20 protein-coding genes are annotated in these 21,903 nt (G+C 63.0%); 5 read left to right on the plus strand and 15 right to left on the minus strand.

What is annotated here, in order from left to right:
* The first annotated feature begins 111 nt into the window (after positions 1-111).
* Complete coding sequence (locus ACVWWD_RS23220) at positions 112-1,008, plus strand: NAD-dependent epimerase/dehydratase family protein (protein WP_023769970.1); 897 nt, start codon at positions 112-114, stop codon at positions 1,006-1,008.
* 102 nt (positions 1,009-1,110) lie between these two features.
* Here ACVWWD_RS23220 and ACVWWD_RS23225 read toward each other — a convergent pair whose 3' ends face one another.
* The 13 genes from ACVWWD_RS23225 to ACVWWD_RS23285 all read right to left on the minus strand — a co-directional run bounded on the left by ACVWWD_RS23225 (position 1,111) and on the right by ACVWWD_RS23285 (position 17,085).
* A complete protein-coding gene (locus tag ACVWWD_RS23225) occupies positions 1,111-2,643 on the minus strand; it encodes a peptidoglycan DD-metalloendopeptidase family protein (RefSeq protein WP_352553087.1) in 1,533 nt (510 codons plus the stop codon).
* Between the two features lie 164 nt (positions 2,644-2,807).
* Positions 2,808-3,467, minus strand: a complete 660-nt coding sequence (locus tag ACVWWD_RS23230) for a protein-L-isoaspartate(D-aspartate) O-methyltransferase (protein ID WP_352553089.1) — start codon at positions 3,465-3,467, stop codon at positions 2,808-2,810.
* Positions 3,464-4,222, minus strand: a complete 759-nt coding sequence (surE, locus tag ACVWWD_RS23235; protein ID WP_023769967.1) for a 5'/3'-nucleotidase SurE — start codon at positions 4,220-4,222, stop codon at positions 3,464-3,466. Before surE ends, ACVWWD_RS23230 begins: the two co-directional genes overlap by 4 nt.
* Complete coding sequence (gene serS, locus ACVWWD_RS23240) at positions 4,222-5,526, minus strand: serine--tRNA ligase (protein ID WP_352553091.1); 1,305 nt, start codon at positions 5,524-5,526, stop codon at positions 4,222-4,224. The genes surE and serS overlap by 1 nt, the downstream gene beginning before the upstream one ends.
* Before the next feature lie 99 nt (positions 5,527-5,625).
* Entirely contained in the window at positions 5,626-6,501 is an 876-nt protein-coding gene (gene tatC / locus ACVWWD_RS23245; protein ID WP_023769965.1) for a twin-arginine translocase subunit TatC, read from the minus strand.
* Complete coding sequence (gene tatB / locus ACVWWD_RS23250; protein ID WP_457103434.1) at positions 6,498-7,265, minus strand: Sec-independent protein translocase protein TatB; 768 nt, start codon at positions 7,263-7,265, stop codon at positions 6,498-6,500. The genes tatC and tatB overlap by 4 nt, the downstream gene beginning before the upstream one ends.
* Before the next feature lie 29 nt (positions 7,266-7,294).
* Positions 7,295-7,516: a twin-arginine translocase TatA/TatE family subunit gene (locus tag ACVWWD_RS23255; protein WP_015317533.1), complete on the minus strand. Its 222-nt coding sequence runs from the start codon at positions 7,514-7,516 to the stop codon at positions 7,295-7,297.
* 180 nt (positions 7,517-7,696) lie between these two features.
* On the minus strand, positions 7,697-8,461 hold the full coding sequence (gene scpB, locus ACVWWD_RS23260; RefSeq protein WP_023783180.1) for an SMC-Scp complex subunit ScpB: 765 nt from the start codon (positions 8,459-8,461) through the stop codon (positions 7,697-7,699).
* Complete coding sequence (locus tag ACVWWD_RS23265; protein WP_023769961.1) at positions 8,458-9,258, minus strand: segregation and condensation protein A; 801 nt, start codon at positions 9,256-9,258, stop codon at positions 8,458-8,460. Before ACVWWD_RS23265 ends, scpB begins: the two co-directional genes overlap by 4 nt.
* A 62-nt stretch (positions 9,259-9,320) precedes the next feature.
* Positions 9,321-10,340 (minus strand): beta-N-acetylhexosaminidase, encoded by a 1,020-nt coding sequence (gene nagZ / locus ACVWWD_RS23270; protein WP_023783178.1) that lies wholly within the window; start codon positions 10,338-10,340, stop codon positions 9,321-9,323.
* A 133-nt stretch (positions 10,341-10,473) separates the two neighbouring features.
* Positions 10,474-13,950 (minus strand): SPOR domain-containing protein, encoded by a 3,477-nt coding sequence (locus ACVWWD_RS23275; protein WP_457103435.1) that lies wholly within the window; start codon positions 13,948-13,950, stop codon positions 10,474-10,476.
* Positions 13,951-14,053: 103 nt separating this feature from the next.
* Positions 14,054-15,811 (minus strand): arginine--tRNA ligase, encoded by a 1,758-nt coding sequence (argS, locus tag ACVWWD_RS23280; protein WP_352549056.1) that lies wholly within the window; start codon positions 15,809-15,811, stop codon positions 14,054-14,056.
* Between the two features lie 59 nt (positions 15,812-15,870).
* A complete protein-coding gene (locus ACVWWD_RS23285; RefSeq protein ID WP_023769957.1) occupies positions 15,871-17,085 on the minus strand; it encodes a deoxyguanosinetriphosphate triphosphohydrolase in 1,215 nt (404 codons plus the stop codon).
* 76 nt (positions 17,086-17,161) lie between these two features.
* Here ACVWWD_RS23285 and erpA point away from each other — a divergent pair, with 76 nt between their 5' ends.
* From erpA to ACVWWD_RS23305, 4 genes are read left to right on the plus strand one after another with little or no spacing between them, the layout of a single operon-like run.
* Positions 17,162-17,509, plus strand: coding sequence for an iron-sulfur cluster insertion protein ErpA (gene erpA / locus ACVWWD_RS23290; RefSeq protein ID WP_031240935.1), 348 nt, complete (start codon positions 17,162-17,164; stop codon positions 17,507-17,509).
* 7 nt (positions 17,510-17,516) lie between these two features.
* Complete coding sequence (locus ACVWWD_RS23295; protein WP_023769955.1) at positions 17,517-17,909, plus strand: VOC family protein; 393 nt, start codon at positions 17,517-17,519, stop codon at positions 17,907-17,909.
* Positions 17,910-17,916: 7 nt separating this feature from the next.
* Positions 17,917-18,714 (plus strand): exodeoxyribonuclease III, encoded by a 798-nt coding sequence (gene xth, locus ACVWWD_RS23300; protein WP_023769954.1) that lies wholly within the window; start codon positions 17,917-17,919, stop codon positions 18,712-18,714.
* Between the two features lie 50 nt (positions 18,715-18,764).
* The gene (locus ACVWWD_RS23305) at positions 18,765-19,082 is read left to right on the plus strand and encodes a hypothetical protein (RefSeq protein WP_352549049.1); all 318 of its coding nucleotides are present in this window, start codon (positions 18,765-18,767) and stop codon (positions 19,080-19,082) included.
* A gap of 22 nt (positions 19,083-19,104) precedes the next feature.
* Here the strand turns inward: ACVWWD_RS23305 and ACVWWD_RS23310 are convergent, their stop codons facing one another.
* Together ACVWWD_RS23310 and ilvD are read right to left on the minus strand one after the other, a co-directional pair.
* A complete protein-coding gene (locus ACVWWD_RS23310; protein WP_031240932.1) occupies positions 19,105-19,953 on the minus strand; it encodes a tetratricopeptide repeat protein in 849 nt (282 codons plus the stop codon).
* Positions 19,940-21,664 carry a dihydroxy-acid dehydratase gene (ilvD, locus tag ACVWWD_RS23315; RefSeq protein WP_352549047.1) on the minus strand — a complete coding sequence of 575 codons (1,725 nt, stop codon included), beginning with the start codon at positions 21,662-21,664 and terminating at the stop codon, positions 19,940-19,942. Before ilvD ends, ACVWWD_RS23310 begins: the two co-directional genes overlap by 14 nt.
* Positions 21,665-21,903 lie beyond the last annotated feature (239 nt).

Genomic DNA, 21,903 nt, shown 5'->3' on the forward strand with positions numbered 1-21,903 from the left:
TCTCTCGATTCATGGCAGAACCTGTCCGAGATTTGGCAATTCCCGCGCGATTTTCAATGCCGTCGACCTGTACTCACGCCTCTCCATCAAACTTGGACGAGAGGTTACACCATGAGTTTCTATGTTGTTGTCGGAGCGGGCCCGGTCGGTCGCGAAACCGCTCGCCTTCTTGGCGAGGAAGGACATGATGTCGTTCTCACCAGCCGAAGCGTCGGCTCGAACGCATTGCGGAACGTGCGGGCCATGCAGGCCGACGCTACCGATGCGTCGGAACTCGCGCGCGTCTGCCAAGGCGCCGATGCCATCTTCATGTGCGCCATGGCTACGTATCACAGGTGGCCAACCGATTTTTTCCCCATCATCGACGGCACCGTGCGCGCGGCCGAAGCGGTCGGCGCGAAACTCATCGTGTTGGGAAACCTGTATGGCTATGGGGAAAATGCCGATAGCCCGCTTCGTTCCGACCTGTCTCTGAATCCGACTTCGAAGAAGGGGACGGCCAGGACGATCATGTGGCAGCGAGCCGCCCGTGCCGACGTACCGGCAATCGAAGTGCGGTCCAGCGACTATCTCGGCCATGGCGCGATCAGCTACTTCTCGCTGGTCGCTCTGCCATCCATCATCGAAGGGAAGCCTACCGCTTTCATTGGAAACCTCGATGCGACGCATGCCTGGGCCTTCACCAACGACGTCGCCAGGACGCTTGTCGCGGCTTCCCGCTACACGGGCGAATGGGGACGGGCGTTTCACGTCCCCTCGCAATACGCCTCACCCCGGGAGCTCATCCAAAAAACCGCTGCAATGCTTCGACAGGAGATCTCAGAAATCCGTTCCTATTCCATTGCCGAGATGGAAGCACTGGGCATGCATGAGCTTATCGAGATGAGCTATCTTTTCGAGAACCCCTTGCTGGTGGACTCTTCCGACGCCGAGGTCCTTCTCGGTATCAAGGCCAGCAGCCTTGAGGTCATGATCGCCGACACGCTGCGTGATCATCGCCGCGCTTGAGGGCCAGCATTCGGGAAAACTGAAAAAGCCCGCTCCTTGCGGAACGGGCTGAGCCGGCGGGCTGGACTGGAGGTCAGGCGGCCCGCATATCGCTTTTTTCTTCTATTCGAGATAGCCTGACGGATCGACCGGAGCCGAATTCTTGCGCACTTCGAAGTGCAGCTTCGGCGAATCCGTGGTGCCGCTCATGCCGGACAGCGCGATCTCCTGGCCGCGCTTGACCTTCTGGCCGCGCTGGACCTCGATCGAGCTGGCGTGGCCATAGACGGTGACCAGGCCGTTTTCGTGGCGCACCAGCACCGTGTTGCCGAATTCCTTGAGCCCGTCGCCGGCATAGATGACGACGCCGTTCTCGGCCGCCTTGACCGGCGTGCCCGTGGGCACGGCGATATCGACGCCGTCCTTGCCGGATCCGAAACCGGAGATCACCCGGCCGCGCACCGGCCAGCGCATCTTGCCGATGCCGGTGGCATCGGGTGCCACCGCGTCGTCGTCCTCGGCCTGCTGGATGACCTTGGCGTCCTTCTTCGGCGGCGTGTAGGAAGCCAGCGTTTCCGAAGGCGTGGCCTTTGCCGGGGCTTGCGTGGTTGCGGTGGTCACCGGATCGACCTTGGCCGGCTTGGCGCTGGCGACCGTCGCCGTTCCGCCGCCCGGCACCTTCAAGGTCTGGCCGATTTTCAATATGCCGTCCTTCATGCCATTGGCCTGCTTCAGCGCGACCACGCCGACGCCGGTCTTTCTGGCAATCGAGGACATCGTGTCACCCGACTGCACCGTATAGGTACCGGCGGCGCCCGTTGCCTTGGCCACCTGAGCCGGCTTGGGTTCCTTGGGCTGGTTCGCCGCGGCCGACGCATCGACCTGGGCGGCGGACTTACCCTCCTTCAGCTTAGGCTGCTGCGGCAGCACCGCCACCTTGTCCGGCGCGCTGGCCGGCAGGTCATGCTTGCCGTCCTTCGCCGGCTTCGCGTCGGCGACCTTCGTCTCGGCCTTGCTCGAATAGGCATAGGCTGGGATGACGATCTTCTGGCCGGTCTTCAGCCCCTTGGTCGGGCTCAGGCCATTCACTTTCATGATGACATCGGCCGGCACCTTATAATGCGCCGCCAGGCCGGAAATGGTTTCGCCGTCCCTGACGGTGATTTCGGTCGCGTGCGGCCTGCCTGCCTGGGCCATCCTCGGCTCGTCGGGCTGGGCATTCTTGAAAGGTTTGGCGGCCGGCGCGACAGTGCCGGTCGTCGTTCTGTCGACATGAGGGGCGGGCCGAACCAAGGCCGGCGCCGATGCGACGCGCACCGGATTGGCGGCAGGCGCGAGCGCTGGAGCCGGCTGCGCCTGCGCGGAGGCTGGCGGCGGCAACGGCCGGCTCGAAACCGGATCGAGGCTGGAACGGCTCACCGACTGCGTGTGGCTGCCATCAAGCGGAGCAGCCGAGACATCGCCTGGATAAGGCTGCACCGCATCCTGCTTGTTGATGATGGCGCGCTGATTGTTGGTCGAGGACGTGAAGACGTCGTCGACACTGTTGAACCGCGAAGCCTGGGAACTGCACCCGGCCGCCGCGCCCGCAATCATCAGAACAGCGCAGCCCCGCGCCAGATTGCGACTATTTGTCTTCAAAACACTGAGTTGCATCGCACTAACCCGCACAAACGCTGCACCAACTGGACAGGATTAAAGCGCGTTAATGTTACTGGCCGGTTAACCCATTAGAATCCGACGAAAATTTTCTTAAAACATTTGGGGACGATCAGCGGCACGATGGCGAGCCCGAAAGAGATCCTGCGACCGGCCGGAAACTAGATAACCGCTGCAATGCTGCGCAGGATCGGCTGCAGCCGCACGAGACCGATATCCTCGCGCTCGAAACGGCTGCCGACCTTGGTGAGCTTGGCCAGCACCTGCTCGCCCTCCTCCGCCCCGATCGGCGCGATGACGATGCCGCCGCTCGACAATTGGTCGAGCAGGAAGCGCGGCAGGCTGTCGAATGCCGCCCAAGCGACGATGCGGTCAAACGGCCCTTCATTGGGCAATCCGTTGGAACCATCGGCCTGCCGCACGATGGCATTGCCGATGCCGAGTGCCTCGAAACGCTGCCTGGCCTGCTCGACCAGCGTCTTGTAGCGATCCACGGTCACGACCCGCGCCGCCAGCCGCGACATGACAGCCGACGTGTAGCCGGAGCCGGTGCCGATCTCGAGCACGCGGTTTCCCGTTTCTATGGCGAGTGCGGCGATCACCGCCGCCTGCAGATCCGCCCCTTCGATCGCTTCGCCGCATTCGATCGGCAGCATGCGGTCCGACCAGGCGATCTGGTGATATTGCGCTGCCAGGAAGCCGCGCCGCGGCGTTGCCTCGAAAGCCGCGATCAGCGCCTTCGGCACCGTTCCCCTGCCGCGCAGGCGCAGCAGGAAGGCGGCAAATCCTTCGCGATCATCGATTGGAAAGCCCTGATTCATGCAAGCGCCTTGCTCAGCTGGTCGCGGATCTCATGCGCGGTAAGGTCAAGCTGCAGCGGCGTCACCGACACCAGCCTGTTGCGCAGGGCAAAGAGGTCGGTGCCCTGCTTGCCCTCGACCGGCTCGCGGCCGAAGCGCAGCCAGTAATAAGGCAGGCCGCGCCCGTCGCGGCGCTCGTCGACCCACAGGCTGTGCACCAGCTTGCCCTGCGTGGTGACCACCGTGCCGGCCACTTCCTCGGGAAGGCAGTTGGGAAAATTGACGTTGAGCAGGACGCCGTCCGGCAGCGGCGTCGCCACGAGCTTCCTCAGCAGTGCCGGCGCCAGCGCCTCAGTGGTCTCGTAAGGGACGACGCGGTCCTCGCCGACAGTGCTGTAGCCCTGGCTGAGCGCTATCGACCGGATACCGAGCAGCGCGCCTTCCATGGCGCCGGCGACGGTACCGGAATAGGTCACGTCGTCGGCGATGTTGGCGCCCGAATTGATACCGGACAGGATCAGGTCGGGCGCACCGGGCAGGATCTTCTTGACGCCCATGATGACGCAATCGGTTGGCGTGCCGCGCACGGCAAAATGCCTTTCGCCGATTTTCCGCAACCGCAGCGGCTCCGAGATCGACAGCGAATGCGCATAGCCGGACTGGTCCTGCTCCGGCGCCACCACCCAGACATCGTCTGACAGCGTGCGGGCGACGCGTTCGAGCGACGCCAGGCCCTCGGCATGAATGCCGTCGTCATTGGTCAGAAGAATGCGCATTATTTCGATTCGATCTTTTCCAGACCGCCCATGTAAGGCCGCAGCACTTCAGGAATGGTTACGCTGCCATCCTCATTCTGGTAGTTTTCGATGACAGCTATGAGCGCGCGGCCGACAGCGGTGCCCGAACCGTTCAGCGTATGGACGAAGCGGTTGCCCTTGCCATCCTTGTCCTTGTAACGGGCATCCATGCGGCGCGCCTGGAAATCGCCGCAGACCGAGCAGGAAGAGATTTCGCGATAGGCGTTCTGTCCCGGCAGCCAGACCTCGATGTCGTAGGTCTTGCGCGCGCCAAACCCCATGTCGCCGGTGCACAGCACCATGGTGCGGAACGGCAATTCCAGCCGCCTCAGCACCTCTTCGGCGCATTGCGTCATCCGCTCATGTTCGGCAAGCGAAGACTCCTGGTCGGTGATCGACACCAGCTCGACCTTGTAAAACTGGTGCTGGCGCAACATGCCGCGCGTATCGCGTCCCGCCGAGCCTGCCTCCGAACGGAAGCAGGGCGTCAGCGCCGTGAATCGCAGCGGCAGCTTATCATGCGCCGTGATTTCTTCGCGCACGAGGTTGGTGAGCGGCACCTCGGCGGTCGGGATCAGGCCAAGCCTGCCCTCCCCATGTGGCGTGAAGAACAGATCGTCCTCGAACTTCGGCAACTGGTTGGTGCCGAACAGAACGTCGTCCTTCACCATCAGCGGCGGGATCACTTCCTCATAGCCATGCTCGGTCGTGTGCAGGTCGAGCATGAACTGGCCGATCGCGCGTTCCATCCGCGCCAGGCCACTCCTGAGCACGGTGAAGCGCGATCCCGAAAGTTTCGCCGCGCGCTCGAAATCCATCATGCCGAGCGCTTCGCCGATTTCGAAATGCTCCTTCACCCAGTTTGGCCGCGTCGGCGCCTTGCCGACAAGATGCTTGACGACATTGTCGTGCTCGTCCTTGCCGACCGGCACGTCGTCGAAGGGCACATTGGGCAGCACCGCCAGCGCATCGTTCAGCGCCTTGTCGAGCTCGCGCTCGCGCGCCTCGCCGTTCTGGATGAAGGTCTTGATCTCGCCGACTTCGGCCTTGAGTTTCTCGGCAAGCGCGGCATCGCCCGAACGCATGGCGTTGCCGATCTCCTTCGAGGCGGCGTTGCGGCGCTCCTGCCTGGTCTGCAGCTCGGTGAGATGTTCGCGCCGCGCCTCGTCCTTGGCGATCAGCCCGTCGACCGTGGACTGCGCTTCATCCGCCGACCACGAGCGCTTGGTGAGCGCCTCGACAAGGGCCTTCGGGTTGTCGCGAATCCATTTGATGTCAAGCATGGTTGTCCGTCCTCAAGCTAGGTTTGAGGGGCGTAAACCGCATCCTTGATCAATGCAAGATGGGCAGGGCGGCGGTTGTCGTTTTCCGCCGCCGATGCCCTACGAGGCTGCCGGCGCTGGCGGCTCGTCCGGCGCCTTGTCGGCCACGGTCTCGCCGGCTTCCTGCTTCTCGCGCGCAAGCCGCTGTTTCTCCTGGTCGCGCTCGATCCACCGCGCGGCCCAGATGGAAACCTCGTAGAGAAGGATGGTCGGAATGGCCAGGCCGATCTGGCTCATCGGATCTGGAGGTGTCAGCACCGCGGCAACGATAAAGGCGATGACGATCGCCCATTTGCGTTTTTCGGCCAGCGCCTTGGACGACAGCATGCCGACGCGCGTCATCAGGCTGGTTACCACCGGCAGCTGGAACACCAGGCCGAAGGAGAAGATCAGCGTCATGATCAGGCTGAGATATTCCGACACTTTCGGCAGCAGCGAAATCTGTACCTGGTCGTCGGTGCCGACCTGCTGCATGGCGAGGAAGAACCACATCACCATCGGCGTGAAGAAGAAATAGACCAGCGAGGCGCCCATCAGGAACAGGATGGGCGATGCGATCAGGAACGGCAGGAAGGCATTGCGCTCGTTCTTGTAGAGGCCGGGCGCAATGAATTTGTAGATTTGCGTGGCGATCAGCGGAAAGGCGATGACCATGCCGCCGAACATGGCGAGCTTGACCTGCGTAAAGAAGAATTCCTGCGGCGCGGTATAGATCAGCTCGACCTTGTGCGGGTCGAGCCCTGCCCATTTCGTCGCCCATTTGAAGGGAACAACCAGAAGGTTGAACAGCCGCTTGGCGAAGAAGAAGCAAACCAGGAAGGCTACGAAGAAGCCGCCAAGAGACCAGATCAGGCGTCTGCGCAGCTCGATCAGATGCTCCATCAGAGGCGCCGACGATTTTTCGATCTCGTCCTTTTCCTTGTCCGAAACGCTCACTTGGCGGCTCCAGCCGTCTTTTTGGCTGCCGGCTTCTTGGCCACAGCAGGTTTCGGTTCGGTTTTCGCGGACGCCTTGGCAGCAGGCTCCTTGGCCACGGCAGGCTTCGTCACAGCCGCGGTTTCAGGCGCTGCCGGTGTCGTGGCCCTTGTCGAGGCCCTGGCCACGGGTGCGGTTTTTGCCGCCCCCGTGGGTAAAGCTTTTGCCGCCACCGCCTTCATGGATGCCGAGGCCTTGGACGGCGCTTTTGCGGCCGATACCGCCTTGGCGGTTTTCTTGGATGCCTTCGGTTCCGTGGAAGCCGCCACCACCGATTCATCAGTCATCGCCGGGAAAATCGATCCCGGTGTCGTGGCTTCCGGGCCATTGACGCCAGGCATGGTCGTTGCACCGTTCTTCAACGGCTCGGCCGCCTGTGGCGTCGCCGCGGCAGGGGCCGACGGATCGGCGGCCGGCTTCGGCTTCATCGCCGCGTCGACGCCGGCGCGCACATCGACCGCCGCCTGCTCGAACGGATTGAGCTGCTTCTTGATCTCGGCGACTGGACTGAGACCCCGGAGTTCGTCGACCGACTTTTTGACCTCGTCGAGCTCGGCTTCCTTCAAAGCCTCGTTGAATTGCTTCTGGAAATCGGCGGCCATGGCGCGCAGCTTCGCCGTCGTGCGGCCGAATGTGCGCAGCATGTTGGGCAAATCCTTCGGCCCGACGACCACGATCATGACGATCGCGATCACCAGCATTTCGGTCCAGCCGACTTCAAACATGGCAATCTGTTCCGACTAGAACTTCTGGCTCAGCTCTTGCTGGCCTTTTCCTTCGCGGCCGAAACGGTCTCGTCGGCACGGTGTTCGACGGTGCGCTTGTCGTCGGCAACGTCGTCGTCGGCCATGCCCTTCTTGAAGCTCTTGATGCCCTTGGCCATGTCACCCATCAGCTCGGGAATCTTGCCGCGGCCGAACACCAGCAGCACGATCACCAGCACGATCATCCAGTGCCAAATCGAAAATGAACCCATAGCCAAATCTCTCTCGAATGTTTTCCCTGGCGATGATCTATGCGTTTTCGCTTTGGGATTCAAACACAACCGCGACAGAGTTTATGAAAGGCCGACGGATGTCACGCATTTTCGCCGATGCGGCCCGCTACCAAACGGCGCATGTAAAGCCGGAAAGCAGCTTTTGAAAGGCGCTCGTGGTCAATCTTCCGTGACGCGCGGCGTCAGCAGACCGAGCTCCTCGAGGTCGATGTCGGTCAGCGGATCCTCGTCCTCGGTCAGCGCGTCGGGATCGGCCGGCGGTTGCGGGATGGAGAAATTCGACGGCATGCGGCCTGAAAGCAGGCCGGCGCCCTTCAGTTCCTCCATGCCTGGAAGATCACGGATTTCCTCAAGCGCAAAATGGTCGAGGAAGGTTTCGGTGGTGCCATAGGTGACGGGGCGGCCGGGCGTCTTTCGGCGGCCGCGCATGCGCACCCATTCCGTCTCGAGCAGCGTGTCCAGCGTCCCCTTCGAGGTCTCGACGCCTCTGATGTCCTCGATCTCGGCGCGCGTCACCGGCTGGTGGTAGGCTATGATCGCCAGCACCTCGAGCGCCGCCCGTGACAGCTTGCGCTGCTGCACCGTATCGCGGCTCATCAGGAAGGCCAGGTCGCCGGCGGTTCGGAAGGCCCAGGCATCGCCGACCCGCACCAGATTGACGCCGCGCCGGGCGTAGATCCGCTGCAGCTCCCTCATGGCTAGCGCGACATTGATGCCATCGGGAAGGCGTGCGGCAAGCTGCTTTTCGCTGACGGGTTCGGCGCTGGCGAACACGATCGCCTCCGCCATGCGCACGGCTTCCGCCATATGCGGACGCTCGGCCGGGTTTTGCACCTGCTCGGCCAAATCCTCGGAGAACGACTCCTGCCCAGGCTCGTCCTCGACGTTGAACGGGATAACCGAAGCGTTGGCGCGTTCGCTCATGGTGCCACCTCGACTGCCTTGATTGCTTGCGTGCGGCCGCGCAAATAGATCGGGGCAAATGTCTGATCCTGCCGCACGTCCATCGTGCCGTCGCGCACCAGTTCCAATGTTGCCGCGAAGGAACTGGCGATCGCCGTGCGCCTTTCCTCGGGGCTGGTCATGTACACGATCAGGAAACTTTCCAGTGTCATCCAGTCGCTTACAGCCCCGACAAGGCGGGTCAGGATGTCGCGCGCGTCCTTGAGCGACCAGACACCGCGCCTGGCGATCGTCACGTTGTTGATCGCCTGCTTCTGCCGCTGCTGGGCATAGGCCGTCAGCAAGTCGTAGAGCGACGCTGAATAGGCGTTGCGCTTCTCGATGATCACCATTTCAGGCATGCCGCGCGCGAACACGTCGCGACCGAGCCGGTTGCGGTTGACCAGACGCGCCGACGCGTCGCGCATGGCTTCGAGCCGCTTCAGCCGGAACTGCAGCACCGCCGCCAGTTCCTCACCGCTTTCGCCCTCCTCCCCCGGCTGCTTGGGGATCAGCAGCTTCGACTTGAGGAAGGCCAGCCAAGCCGCCATCACCAGATAGTCGGCGGCAAGTTCGAGCCGGAGCGCCCTCGCCGTCTCGACAAAGGTCAGATATTGCTCGACCAGTGCCACGATCGAAATGCGCGCCAGATCGACCTTCTGGGTACGGGCAAGGTGCAGGAGAAGGTCGAGCGGGCCTTCGAAGCCGGCCACGTCGACGACCAGCGACGGATCGCCGGTGACGCGTGAATCGTCATTCTCGGCCCACAGGCGGTCCATCGGTGCGGCCTTCGGAGCCTTGCTTTCCAATGCTTCCGCCACTGCCCTGTCGCTTCCCCTGGTTATGCCACCGCGTCGAAATAGGTGGCGAATTCAGCGCGTATCTCGGTTTCTTCTACCGTGTCGCTTTTCTTTATATAGGTCATTGCCCGCTTGGCACGCTCCAGCGACTTGCCTTCAAGCCCTTTGGTGCGCGATGCGATCCCCGCCATCTCCTCGAAAACGCCGTTGCAGTGAAGGACCAGATCACAGCCCGCCGCAAGGATCGAGGCGGCCTTTGTCGGGAAATCCCCAGAAAGTGCCTTCATCGAGGTGTCGTCGCTCATCAAGAGCCCGTCGAAGCCGATCTCGCGGCGGATGATCTCGTCGATGACCTTGCCGGAAGTGGTCGCCGGGTTCTTGGGATCGATGGCGCTGTAGACGACATGCGCGGTCATCGCCATCGGCAGATGGTTGAGTTCGCGGAACGGGGCAAAGTCGTGCCGTTGCAGATCGCTGAGCGACGCGTCGACGACAGGCAGCTCGAAATGGGTGTCCGCAAACGCCCGGCCGTGCCCCGGAACATGCTTCATCACGGGCAGCACGCCGCCCGACATCAGGCCTTCGGCCGCGGCGCGACCGAGTTCGATGACCGGACGCGGATCCTTGCCATAGGCACGCGCACCGATGACATCGCTGGCCCCTTCGATCGGGACGTCGAGCACCGGCAGGCAATCCGCCGATATGCCGTAGCGCAGAAGATCGAAGGCATGCAGCCGCGCCATCAGCCAGGCGGCGCGCGCGCCGGCGTCGTGATCGTCGCGCCAAAGCGCCCCCAGCGCGCCACCGGCCGGATAGTTCGGCGCCAGCGGCGGTCGCAGGCGTTGCACCCTGCCGCCTTCCTGGTCGATGAACACCAGCGCGTCCGGGCGCCCGATACAATCGCGCATCTCGGCGACCAGGTCGCGGATCTGTTCGGCCTCGCCGATGTTACGGGCAAACAGGATGAAGGCCCACGGGCACTCATTGCGATAGAAACGGATTTCTTCGCGGGTGAGCGTTTTCCCGGCACAGCCGAGGATCATGGATTTTGATTCGGTCATTTCAGGAGTCTAGGGCTTCGCGCGTTCAAAGGGAATCATCCCTGACCGCATGGCCGGCTGCAAAACAAGCTTCCCCATGAAAAAGTCGGCGCGGCCTTGGGGCCGCGCCGACTTTGAGAGATTCGATCGACGTCTAGCGCGAGACGAAGCAGTTGCCGCCCGCGGTCTTGTAGCTGGTGCACAAATTGATCGCATCGTTGCGCGACTGAGCCGGAACGCGCACGCGGTAGAACGTGCCCTTGCCGGCGATCTCGGCCTTGACGATGTTGGCCGTGCGGCCGGAAAGCACGCTTCCGTAGCGGCGCTGCAGGTCCTGATAGGTCGACTGGGCACTCTCTACCGTCGGCTGAGAAGCGATCTGCATCGACCACGAACCGCTGCCGGTCGCGGTCGAGGCGGGATCGATGGAAGCGACCTGATCTGGCTTGACCTCGCCGACCACGTCGACCGGCTGGTCGGACGGACGCTGCGGCGCGATAGCAACCTTGGCCGGCGTGTTGGCAGACTGCGCCTTGGCTTCAGCCTTGGCAGGCTTGGCCGCGGGCTTCAGAGCCGGCTCATCGTCGGCCTGCGCGGCGGCGGGCGCCACCGTGCCAGTCTGGTCGGTGCCAGCCTGGGCGGTACCGGTCTGGGCGGTGCCAGTCTGGGCGGAACCGGTCTGGTCGGCGCCAGTCAGGTCGGCGCCAGTCTGATCAGCGCCAGTCTGGTCGGCATTGGCCTGCGCGGCAGGCGCCACATGCTGTGGTGCCGGATCGGTCGGCTCCGCCGCGGCGACCTGGGGTGCCGCCGGCGTCGGATCCTCACGCGCCACCAGCGAGCCGTCGGACTTGACCACCATGGTCCTGACCTTGCGCGGCGCAACGGCAACGACGTCGTTGCTGGTGCCCTTGTCGGCTTCCTGCAGGACCTGCGCGATGCGATCCTCCGACTTCGGCGTGGGCGCTGCTATATTGGCGGGGGCCGCACCAGCGGTCGAGACGTCGCCTCCACCATCCGTGCCAGCAGCAGCGTTCTGGTCGGGAGAAAGATCGACAGCGCGGGCCGGGTCCTTCGCCTGCACATCCACCGGCTCCTCGGCGTTGGTGACGAGCTTCTGCTGGACCGGCTCGGCCGGCTTCACGCCCTTGACCACCGCGTCATAGACCTTGTTGTCCTGGTTCGGCACCACGGTGCCGCCCGGATTTTCCGGCTTGATCTTGATTGGTGAATTGTCGGCCTTGACGATCACCGGAGCCTCACTGCCGCCCTTGCCGCCGAAAGACAGCGCAAAGGCGCCGAGACCGCCCGCGACCGCCACGGCACCGACAATCGCCGCGATGAAGAGGCCCCGCCGGCCGGACGACCTGGCGGCTTCGCGCTCGCCGAGACCCGGAACCGACATCGCTTCGTCCAGTTCGGGATCGTAGTCGAGTTCATCGACGGTGAAGTCGTCCGCCTGCGAGATCGGCTGGCTGCCGGGCAGATCGTCGAACCCTTCAGCAGCGTCGGCATAGGTCGACGCCGCCGCCGCGCGGGCAGGCGTTTCCGCCGGCCGTGCCGCATAGGTCCGCGCTTCCGGTTGATAGGCCGGCCTGGATTCTTCATATCCCGGATTGACCGCGTCATATCCCGGAGTGGCGTTGCCGTATCCCGGAGTGGCGTTACCATATCCCGGATTGGCCGCACCGTATCCCGGATTGAACCCGGCATTATAGGATTCATCCGCATAGGCGGCGCTGCTGGCGGAAGCTGGCGCGACCTCCACCGAATTCATTTCAGTCAGAAGGCTGGCGAATTCAGCGTCGAGATCGTCATAACCGGATGCTACCGGCTCATCGTCCTCGAAATGCAACTCTGGAATGTCGAGATCGTCGGCCAGCGCCACGACGCGCTCCGGCACATCGACCGTCTCGACATCGGGCATCTCTTCGTAACGGGAGGACTGCTGCGCCTGCGGTGCCGATGGAGCCACGTAGGGAGCGGCCGCAACCGGCTCGGCCGGACGGTAGGACGGCACCGCGGCCATTTCCGGTGCTGCCGTCCAGGCCGCCATCGAGGCGGCAGGCTGCGCGGTAAATGCCGGCTGCTGGGGAACCGGTGTCACGCGGCTCCACGAACGGGCCGGCTCCGACGGCGCGGAGCGTTCCGCCAGCCAATCGAGCGAATCGGCTTGATCCTGCAGGGAAGCTGTTTCCTCATGCGGGTCGATGCCCTTGGCCCGGGTTGCGTCGGAGACGCCATTGTCGAAATCGACCTCGCCCTGTTCAGCGGCCTCCGAGCCGAAATCCTGATCCCGAAGCTCGTCGAGCAGCAGGTCATCGAGGTCAACATCGGCGGCCTGGGCGGAACCGGACTGATGCACATCCTGGGACGCTGCTTCATCGAGATCCCAGTCGAGATCACCAACAAGATCGACAGGTTCCTCCGCGGCCTTTGCAGTCGTAACGAGTGGCGGCTGAACAGGCGCGGCGGCCGGCTGGGTCACGACCGGCTGAGCCATGGCCGGCTCCTTGGCCGACGGCAGCGTGCGCGCGGTCATGGCGCCAAGAAGCGCGTTCAACTCGTCTTCGAGGCTTCGTTCGTCCGTGATGGGCGCCTGCACTGGCGACGCGATGGCTGCCGCGGGCGCCATCGGCAGCGCGGGAGCCGCTGCAATTCCGGCGACGGGCTCTTCGGCGGGCTCTGCAAACGCCTCGTCCAAATCCAGGTCGAAAGCGTCATTCGAAATGGCTTCAGCGCCTGGAATCTCGTCCTTCGTGCCGATGACATCGGCAAGCAACTCATGCGCTCGCGGCTCCTCAAAAGCCTCTGGCTCATCGGCCTGAACGTCAAAATCCACGTCGACATCGGCCATGGCGTCGTCGAACTGACCAACAAAATCGTCGCCGGAGATCGAGTGGGTCTCATTCGCGGCGGCCGGCGCCGGCTCTGGATATTCGGCAGCAGCCACTTGGCGCTGATCCGCCGAATGGTCGTCGAGCATCAGCTCGTCTTCGAGCGAGATCGCAACGGCATCGTCGTATTCTTGATGGAAAGCCGGCTCGGCCGCCGCCGGCACTTCCGCAACCGGCGATTCAACGGCATACAGGGGCTCGGCGGCCTCGTCCTCGATATGGAAATCCCGGTCGAGGGAAGCGGCAAGCTCGTCTTCCATCGGCAGATCGTCGTCAGAGGCCGAAACGTCTTCGAGCGAGCTGGCCACTGCATTGTCGAAATCGGCGTCGACGGCAGGCTCGACGGACGGCACGGCTTCCGCGGCGCCGGCATGGCTGGCGGCCACCGTCCGGTCATCGACCTCAGCCATGTCCAGGTGAAAATCGTCATCAAGCGACAGCGCGAGATCGTCATCCGACACATCGATTGGCTCGAATGCCGGCTCATGAGCCTCGACAAGCGGAGCGGCGACGCTATCGGCAGCGTCGAATTCGCCCATCAGTTCCTTCTCGAGATCGATGTCGAAATCGCCCTCTCCCGCAGCCTGATCGGCGACCGCGGCTTTCGGCTCCGCCGGCGCCTGCGGCTTGACCGGCTGGCGGGGGTCGAATCCCATGATCCTGGTCAGTTCCGCGAACGGATCATCGGCGGCGATGTCGTTGTTGTCGGCTACTCTCAGCTGGGTTCTGTCTGCCATTATTGTTCCCGAACTCGCACTCATTCGGACGCCATGGACGTCGCGCAGGGTTGGCCCTTACCAGCGCAATGTGGGCAAAAGGTGACAGGTTTTTTAGTCAAACCTAACGCATCTCGGTTGGCGCGGCGGCCCCGATCAACGTCAGGCCGGACGTCAGAACATCCGAAACAGCCTGCACCAGCCCTAGTCTGGCATGCGTCAATTGTCGGTTGTTAACCTTAACAAAACGTAAGTCCGGATTATCCGTACCCCGGTTCCAGTGTCCATGGAAACTGGAAGCAAGATCATAAAGATAAAATGCCAGCCGATGCGGCTCGAGCGCAAGAGCGGCGGACTCGATCAGGCGCGGATATTCGGCAAGCTTCCTGATCAAGCCGATTTCACCTTCGTCGGTCAACGACGTTGACGCTGCCGCCAGGCCGTTGCGGTCGAAATTCGCCTCACCCAATTGTTCGCTCGCCTGCCGGAACACCGAATGGCAGCGCGCCGAGGCGTACTGCACGTAAAACACCGGATTGTCCTTGGACTGTTCGGTCACCTTGGCGAAGTCGAAATCGAGCGGCGCATCGTTCTTGCGATAAAGCATCATGAAGCGGATCGGATCGCGTCCGACTTCTTCCACCACCTCGCGCAGCGTCACGAAGTCACCGGACCGCTTCGACATCCGCACCGGCTCGCCATCGCGAAACAGCTTGACGAGATTGCACAGGAGAACGGTGAGCTTGACATCGTCGCCGGCAATGGCCCGCGCCAAGGCTTCCAGGCGCTTGACGTAGCCGCCATGGTCGGCGCCGAGAACATAGATCAGATCGACGAAGCCGCGGTCGACTTTGTCCTTGAGATAAGCCACGTCAGCCGCGAAATAGGTGAACGAGCCGTCGGACTTGACCAGCGCCCGATCCATGTCATCGCCGACGGCGGTCGAGCGGAACAGCGTCTGTTCGCGGTCTTCCCAGTCGTCCGGCTTCTCGCCCTTGGGCGGCGGCAGCTTGCCCTTGTAGATGTGGCCCTTCAGCGTCAGGTCGTTGATCGCCGAGCGGATCTTCCTGGCACTGTCGGCATGCAGCGTGCGTTCGGAGAAGAACACGTCGTGATGCACGTTGAGCAGAGCAAGGTCCTCGCGGATCATCACCATCATCGCATCTATGGTGCGATCCTTGACGATGGCCAATGCCTCGTCATCGGGCATCTGCAGCAAGGAACGGCCAAACTCCCTGACCAGAGCCTCGCCCACGGAGACCAGATAGTCACCGGGATAAAGTCCTGCCGGAATCTCGCCTATATCGTCGCCAAGCGCCTCGCGATAGCGCAACATCGCCGAGCGCCCGAGCACGTCGATCTGCGAGCCGGCGTCGTTGATGACATATTCCTTGGTCACGTCGTAACCGGCGAACGCCATCAGGTTGGCGAGCGCATCCCCGACGACGGCGCCGCGGCAATGGCCGACATGCATAGGCCCGGTCGGATTGGCCGAGACATATTCGACATTGGTTTTCCGGCCGGCGCCGACCATCGAGCGGCCATAGTTGGGACCCTCGCCCAAAAGCGCCGACAGATGCGCCTGCCAAAAACCGTCCTGGAGCCTGAGATTGACGAAGCCGGGACCGGCGACCTCGGCGGCGGCGACATCCTTGTCGGCCCGCAGGGCGTCTGCCAATCTTTCGGCCAGCGCGCGCGGGTTCTGTCCGGTTGGCTTGGCCAGCACCATCGCCGCATTGGTCGCGAGATCGCCATGGCTGGCGTCGCGGGGCGGCTCGACGGCAATACGCGACAGATCAGGCGAAACGCCGTCCTGGTCCCTCAGATCAAGCGCTTGGACAGCCTTTGTGACTCGCGCGGTGAAATCGGCGAAGATGTTCATGGTGTATGCTCGGTGGCTTATGACGAATCCGGCCCTTTGGCCGGCAAATCGAGCCCGCCCTAGCTCAAATCCGGGGTGCGGTCAAACAAACGCCTATGTTCCTTGAGCGCGTAGGTGTCGGTCATGCCGGCCAGGAAATCGGCGACGCTGCGCGCTTTGATGCGATCCTCGGCGCGGTCCAGCCCTTCGCGCCAGCCGTCCGGCATGGCGCGCGGGTCGGCGAAATAGACGTCGAACAGGTCCCGGACGATCTGCTCGGCGTCCGCACGCACCCGCATGACCTCCTCGTGCCGGTAGAGATGTTTGTAGAGGAAGGCCTTCAGTTCCTTCTCGGCTTCCGCCATCTCTATCGAAAAGGTTACCATCGTTTCGCCAGCCGCCCTCACCGCGTCGGCGCTCAGCGGCCTGATCCGCTCCAGATTAGCGGTGGTCGACTTGATCACATCCTCGACCATGGCCGTGATCTGGCGTCGCATCAATTCGTGGCCGGTGCGCACGTCATCAAGCCTGGGATAGCGCTCGCGCACACTCTTCAGGATCGTCCCAGGCAGCGAAACGGCCTTCAGCATGTCAAGCGTCAGCAGCCCTGACCGCAGCCCATCGTCGATATCATGCGTGTTGTAGGCGATATCGTCGGCAATCGCCGCGCACTGCGCTTCGATGCCGGCGAACCGGTCGAGTTCGAGATCCTGCAATTGCGAGTAGTCGCGGATCGCCTGCGGCACCGGCCCTTTCAGGCCTTGGCCGTTACTGTCGGTGAGCGGACCATTGTGCTTGACCAGGCCTTCCAGCGTCTCCCAGCTCAGATTGAGCCCGTCGAATTCAGCATAGCGCGCCTCCAGCCTCGTCACGATGCGCAGCGATTGTGCGTTGTGATCGAAGCCGCCCCAGGCCGCCATCTTTTCGTTCAGCGCGTCCTCGCCTGTGTGGCCAAAAGGCGTGTGGCCGAAATCATGCACCAGCGCCACCGCCTCGGCGAGATCCTCGTCGCCGCGCAGCGCCCGCGCCAAGGCACGTGCGATCTGTGCCACTTCGATCGAATGGGTCAGCCTTGTGCGGTAGTGGTCGCCTTCGTGGGCGATGAAGACTTGCGTCTTGTGCTTGAGCCGCCGAAACGCCGTCGAATGGATGATCCGGTCGCGGTCACGCTGAAACGGCGTGCGGGTCGGACTTTCCAGCTCGTCGAACAGCCGGCCGCGCGACCGTGCGGGATCGGTGGCGTAGGCCGCGCGCGGCCGATAGCCAAAACCGATGTCGCCAAGCTCATTTGTCATGGCTGATGCTGCCGCAGTTGACTTGCCCCGTCGCGCTTCATACCTATCATGTGAAACCGAAAGCAAGGTGACGCCCATGGGCGCGGATGCCAAAACTGCCATGAAAGTCGACATGACCGAGGCCGCGGCCAAGCGGATCGCCAGGATTGTTTCGGCCGAAGCCGGCAAGACGGCGCTGCGTGTCTCCGTCGAAGGTGGCGGCTGCTCCGGCTTTTCCTACAAATTCGATCTGGTCGACACACGCAATGACGACGACATCGCCATCGAGAAGGATGGTGCCACGGTGCTGATCGACGATTTGTCGCTGGTCTATATGGGTGGTTCGGTGATCGACTTCGTCGACGATCTTATGGGTCAATCGTTCCAGATCAGGAACCCGAATGCGGTCGCCTCCTGCGGCTGCGGCACCAGCTTCTCCATCTAGGACCGAGATGCCCGCAACTGGCGCGGTTCGTCAGGTTGCGCTCTCGGCCGGTCGCGACCTTGACGCGACGCTGGCCTTTTGGCGCGACGTCCTCGGTATGAGCATTCATGCCCGCTACGATCCGCCCGGCATCGCCTTCATCATGGCCGGCGATGTCAGGTTGTTGTTCACCGATGGCATCCCCGCCGGCACCCTCTATCTCGACATGTCAGGCCTTGAAGCCTTCCACGCCGAGGCCAAGGCAGCCGGCATTCCCTTCACCGCGCCACCGGCGCTCGTCCATCGCGACACCGAAGGCCAGTTCGGCCCGGCGGGGGAAAGCGAATGGATGGCCTTTATAAAGGACCCGGCAGGCAATACGATCGGTTTGGTCGAACGCCTTCCGTCGCAAGAACAATGAGACCGTCATGAAAATCGTCACCTGGAACATCAACGGCGTGCGCGCACGCATCGGCAACCTGACCCATTGGCTGACCGAGAGCGCGCCCGACATTGTCTGCCTGCAGGAGATCAAGACTGTCGACGAGCAGTTCCCGCGCGCCGAGATCGAGGCGCTTGGCTATAATGTCGAAACCCATGGCCAGAAAGGCTTCAACGGCGTCGCCCTGCTGTCGAAGCTTCCTTTCGACGAGGTCATTAGGGGCCTGCCGGGCGATGACATCGACGAGCAGGCACGTTTCATCGAAGGTGTTTTTTCGACCGACAAGGGCGCGCTTCGTGTCGCCTCGCTCTATCTGCCCAACGGCAATCCGATCGATGACGAGAAGAAGTTCCCCTACAAGCTGTCGTGGATGGCGCGGCTGGAGCGGTGGGCGCAGGAGCGCCTGACGCTGGAAGAGGCGCTGGTGCTGGCCGGCGACTACAATGTGATCCCCGAGCCGATCGACGCACGGTTTCCGGAGAACTGGCTGGGCGACGCGCTGTTCCAGCCGCGGACGCGGCAGGCCTTCCGCCGGTTGCTGAACCTCGGCTTTACCGAAGCGGTGCGTGCGGTCACCGATGCGCCTGAAACCTACACGTTCTGGGATTATCAGGCCGGCGCCTGGCAGAAGAACAACGGCATCCGCATCGACCATCTGCTGTTGTCGCCGGAAGCAGCGAACCGGTTCTCATCGGCTTCGATCGAAAAGCATGTGCGCGCCTGGGAAAAACCGTCCGATCACGTCCCGGTAGCGATCAACCTCGCGCTGCAGCCGGCCGGATAACCAGAGAAACCCTCATATCGCCACATTCCGACGCATGATGGGAGATCATCATGGCGGCTGGGGTTCCCATGACCATTCGATCTGCTCTTTGTCCGATCGGCTTGGCATTCGCCACGGCCGCGATCGTGCCGGCCTTCGCCGCGCAGGAATGTCTTGCCAATGGAAAATCCTATCCGGTCGGCCAGGTCGCTTGTCTGACGGTCGCCGATCAGAGTCATTTGGCTCGCTGCGACATGGTGCTCAACAACACGTCGTGGACAAAGGTCGGCGATAGTTGCCCCGCAAACACGATGGCGCCGCACCCGCCCGTCACGCCGATCTCCACACCCGCGCCAAGCATGGTGCCGACGGAGCCAAGCGAAAACTGATTTTCTGGTTCTCGTAAGAACCTTACTGATCGGCGTTGCTGCCCTTGGTCAGGATATCGTCCGCCAGCGAGATCGCGGTGCGGCGGTCCGCTTCGCCGGCAGCGGCGAAGGCCTCTTCCTGCATGCCGCGGATCCAGGGCTGATCGGCCGGGGAAGCACGCTCGAGGGCCGCTGTCATCATCGCTAGGCCGCGCACGACCTTGCCGCTCTGGAACAAGAGATGGCCAAGCGTCGCCTGCGCGCCGGCATGGCCCTTCTCGGCGGCGAGTTGGAACCAGCGCCCGGCCTGCCTGACGCTGGCCTTCACGCCGCCCTCGCCCTTCAGGAACATCTGTCCCATCTCGAACTGGGCGTTCGGATTGCGGTAATTGGCGGCGGCGCGCATGTAGTATTCCTGCGCCGCCACCTCGTTCTCGCTGACCGGGCTGCCGGGAATGCCCTTGCGCAGATAGTCGCCCAGCGCCACCAGCGCGTCGGAGACGTAGCTTTCTTCAGGAGAGCCGGGCTCGACATCCTGGTCGACAATCTCCGAGAAGAACTTGAACGCCTCATAATCGTCGCGGGCCACGCCGTCGCCTTCGGCATACATGCGGGCAAGCTTCCAGGTGGCGCCGATCTGGCCGTTCTCGGCGGCGTATTTATAGGCCTCGGCTGCCTGTTCCTTGTGGCCGTTCTTGTAGGCGGAGAAGCCGAACTGGAACACCGCCCAGGGGCTCGACTGCGGCTTCACTCCGGTCTTGTCGTCGAACACCTTGTCGTCGAAAGCCATGGCCTGGCCCACGGCGCCAAAGATCGCAACCGCGACCAGTGCCGGAAGAACAGATGACCTCAGCAACTCTGGTGTTGACTTCAACAACTCAGATATCCGCATAGCAGTGTGTTTCTTTCGCACCGCCCGGATGGGTGACCGCGCCATCCCGGGCGGATCCCACCGTCTGTGCGTATTTCCATATCGCGCCCGACTGATAGTCGGTCGTACGCGCCTTCCATGTCTTCGCCCGAGCCGCCAGCTCGCTATCGGACAGCGCCACCTCTATCGTGCCGTTCACCGCGTCGATCGTGATCACGTCGCCATCCTTGACGAGACCGATCGGACCGCCAACGGCCGCTTCTGGCCCGACATGGCCGATGCAGAAGCCGCGTGTGGCGCCCGAGAAGCGACCGTCGGTGATCAATGCCACCTTGCCGCCCATGCCCTGGCCGTAGAGTGCCGCCGTCGTCGACAGCATCTCGCGCATGCCAGGGCCGCCGCGCGGTCCCTCATAGCGGATGACCAGAACCTCGCCTTCCCGGTAGTTGCGATGCGTCACCGCTTCGAAACATTCCTCTTCCGAATCGAAGCAGCGCGCCGGACCGCAGAATTTCAACTCCGCCATGCCCGCGACCTTCACGATCGCGCCTTCGGGGGCTAGGTTTCCCCTCAAGCCCACGACGCCACCGGTTTGGGTAATTGGTCTGTCGGCCGGGCGGACCACATCCTGGTGTTCATTCCAGACAACGTGCTCCATATTTTCGGCCAAAGTGCGGCCAGTGACCGTCAGGCAATCGCCATGCAGATAGCCATGGTCGAGCAGCGTCTTCATCAGCAGCGGAATGCCGCCGGCCTCGAACATGTCCTTGGCGACATATTTGCCGCCCGGCTTGAGGTCGGCGATATAAGGCGTCTTCTCGAAGATGCGCGCCACGTCGAACAGGTCGAACTTGATCCCAGCCTCATGCGCGATCGCCGGCAGGTGCAGGGCCGCATTGGTCGAGCCGCCGGTGGCCGAGACCACGGTCGCCGCGTTTTCCAGCGCCTTCAACGTGACGATGTCGCGCGGGCGGATGTTTTTGGCGATCAGCTCCATGATTTTTTCGCCGGAAGCGAAATTGAAGCGGTCGCGCATTTCGTAGGGTGCCGGCGCTCCGCAGGAATAAGGCAGCGCGAGACCGATTGCCTCCGCGACGGTGGCCATGGTGTTGGCGGTGAACTGGGCACCGCAGGAGCCGGCCGAGGGACAGGCGGCCTGCTCGATTTCGAGCAGCTCGGCATCGCCGATGGTGCCGACCGAGTGCTGCCCGACAGCCTCGAACACATCCTGCACGGTGATCTGGCGGCCGCGATAGCTGCCGGGCAGGATCGAACCGCCATAGATGAAAATCGACGGCACGTTGAGCCGCACCATGGCCATCATCATGCCGGGCAGCGACTTGTCGCAGCCGGCGAGCCCGACCAGCGCATCGTAGCAATGGCCGCGCATGGTGAGCTCGACCGAATCGGCGATGACCTCGCGCGACACCAGCGACGACTTCATGCCCTGGTGGCCCATGGCGATGCCGTCGGTGACTGTGATGGTGCAGAATTCGCGCGGCGTACCGTTGGCGGCCGCGACGCCCTTCTTGACCACCTGCGCCTGGCGCATCAGCGAAATATTGCAGGGTGCCGCTTCGTTCCAGCAGGATGCGACGCCGACCAGCGGCTGCGCGATCTCTGCCGAAGAGAGGCCCATGGCATACAGATAGGACCGGTGCGGTGCACGCGCCGGACCGACAGTCACATGGCGGCTAGGGAGCTTAGCCTTTGAGATGACCTTGGCGTCCATTCTCTTCCTTGCCGCGGGCGGTGCGGCCTGTCCCATCGCCGAGCCTTTTGGCGCGTGTCCCGAGACGAGGTTCGAGGTGCGCCGGGTTTATGGCGGGAAATGGGCAATTTCCTCGGCCTGACTTCTAGCGCAGGGGTTGTTCAGAAAGTGTTGCCAAAACGTCACAATTGCGGGAGGGGGTCTACAGCGCGGCCATATGCAACGCGCTTGCATAAATGGATTACCGAAAAAGCGGAGCT

It is taken from the genome of Mesorhizobium sp. URHB0026 (genome assembly GCF_054059755.1).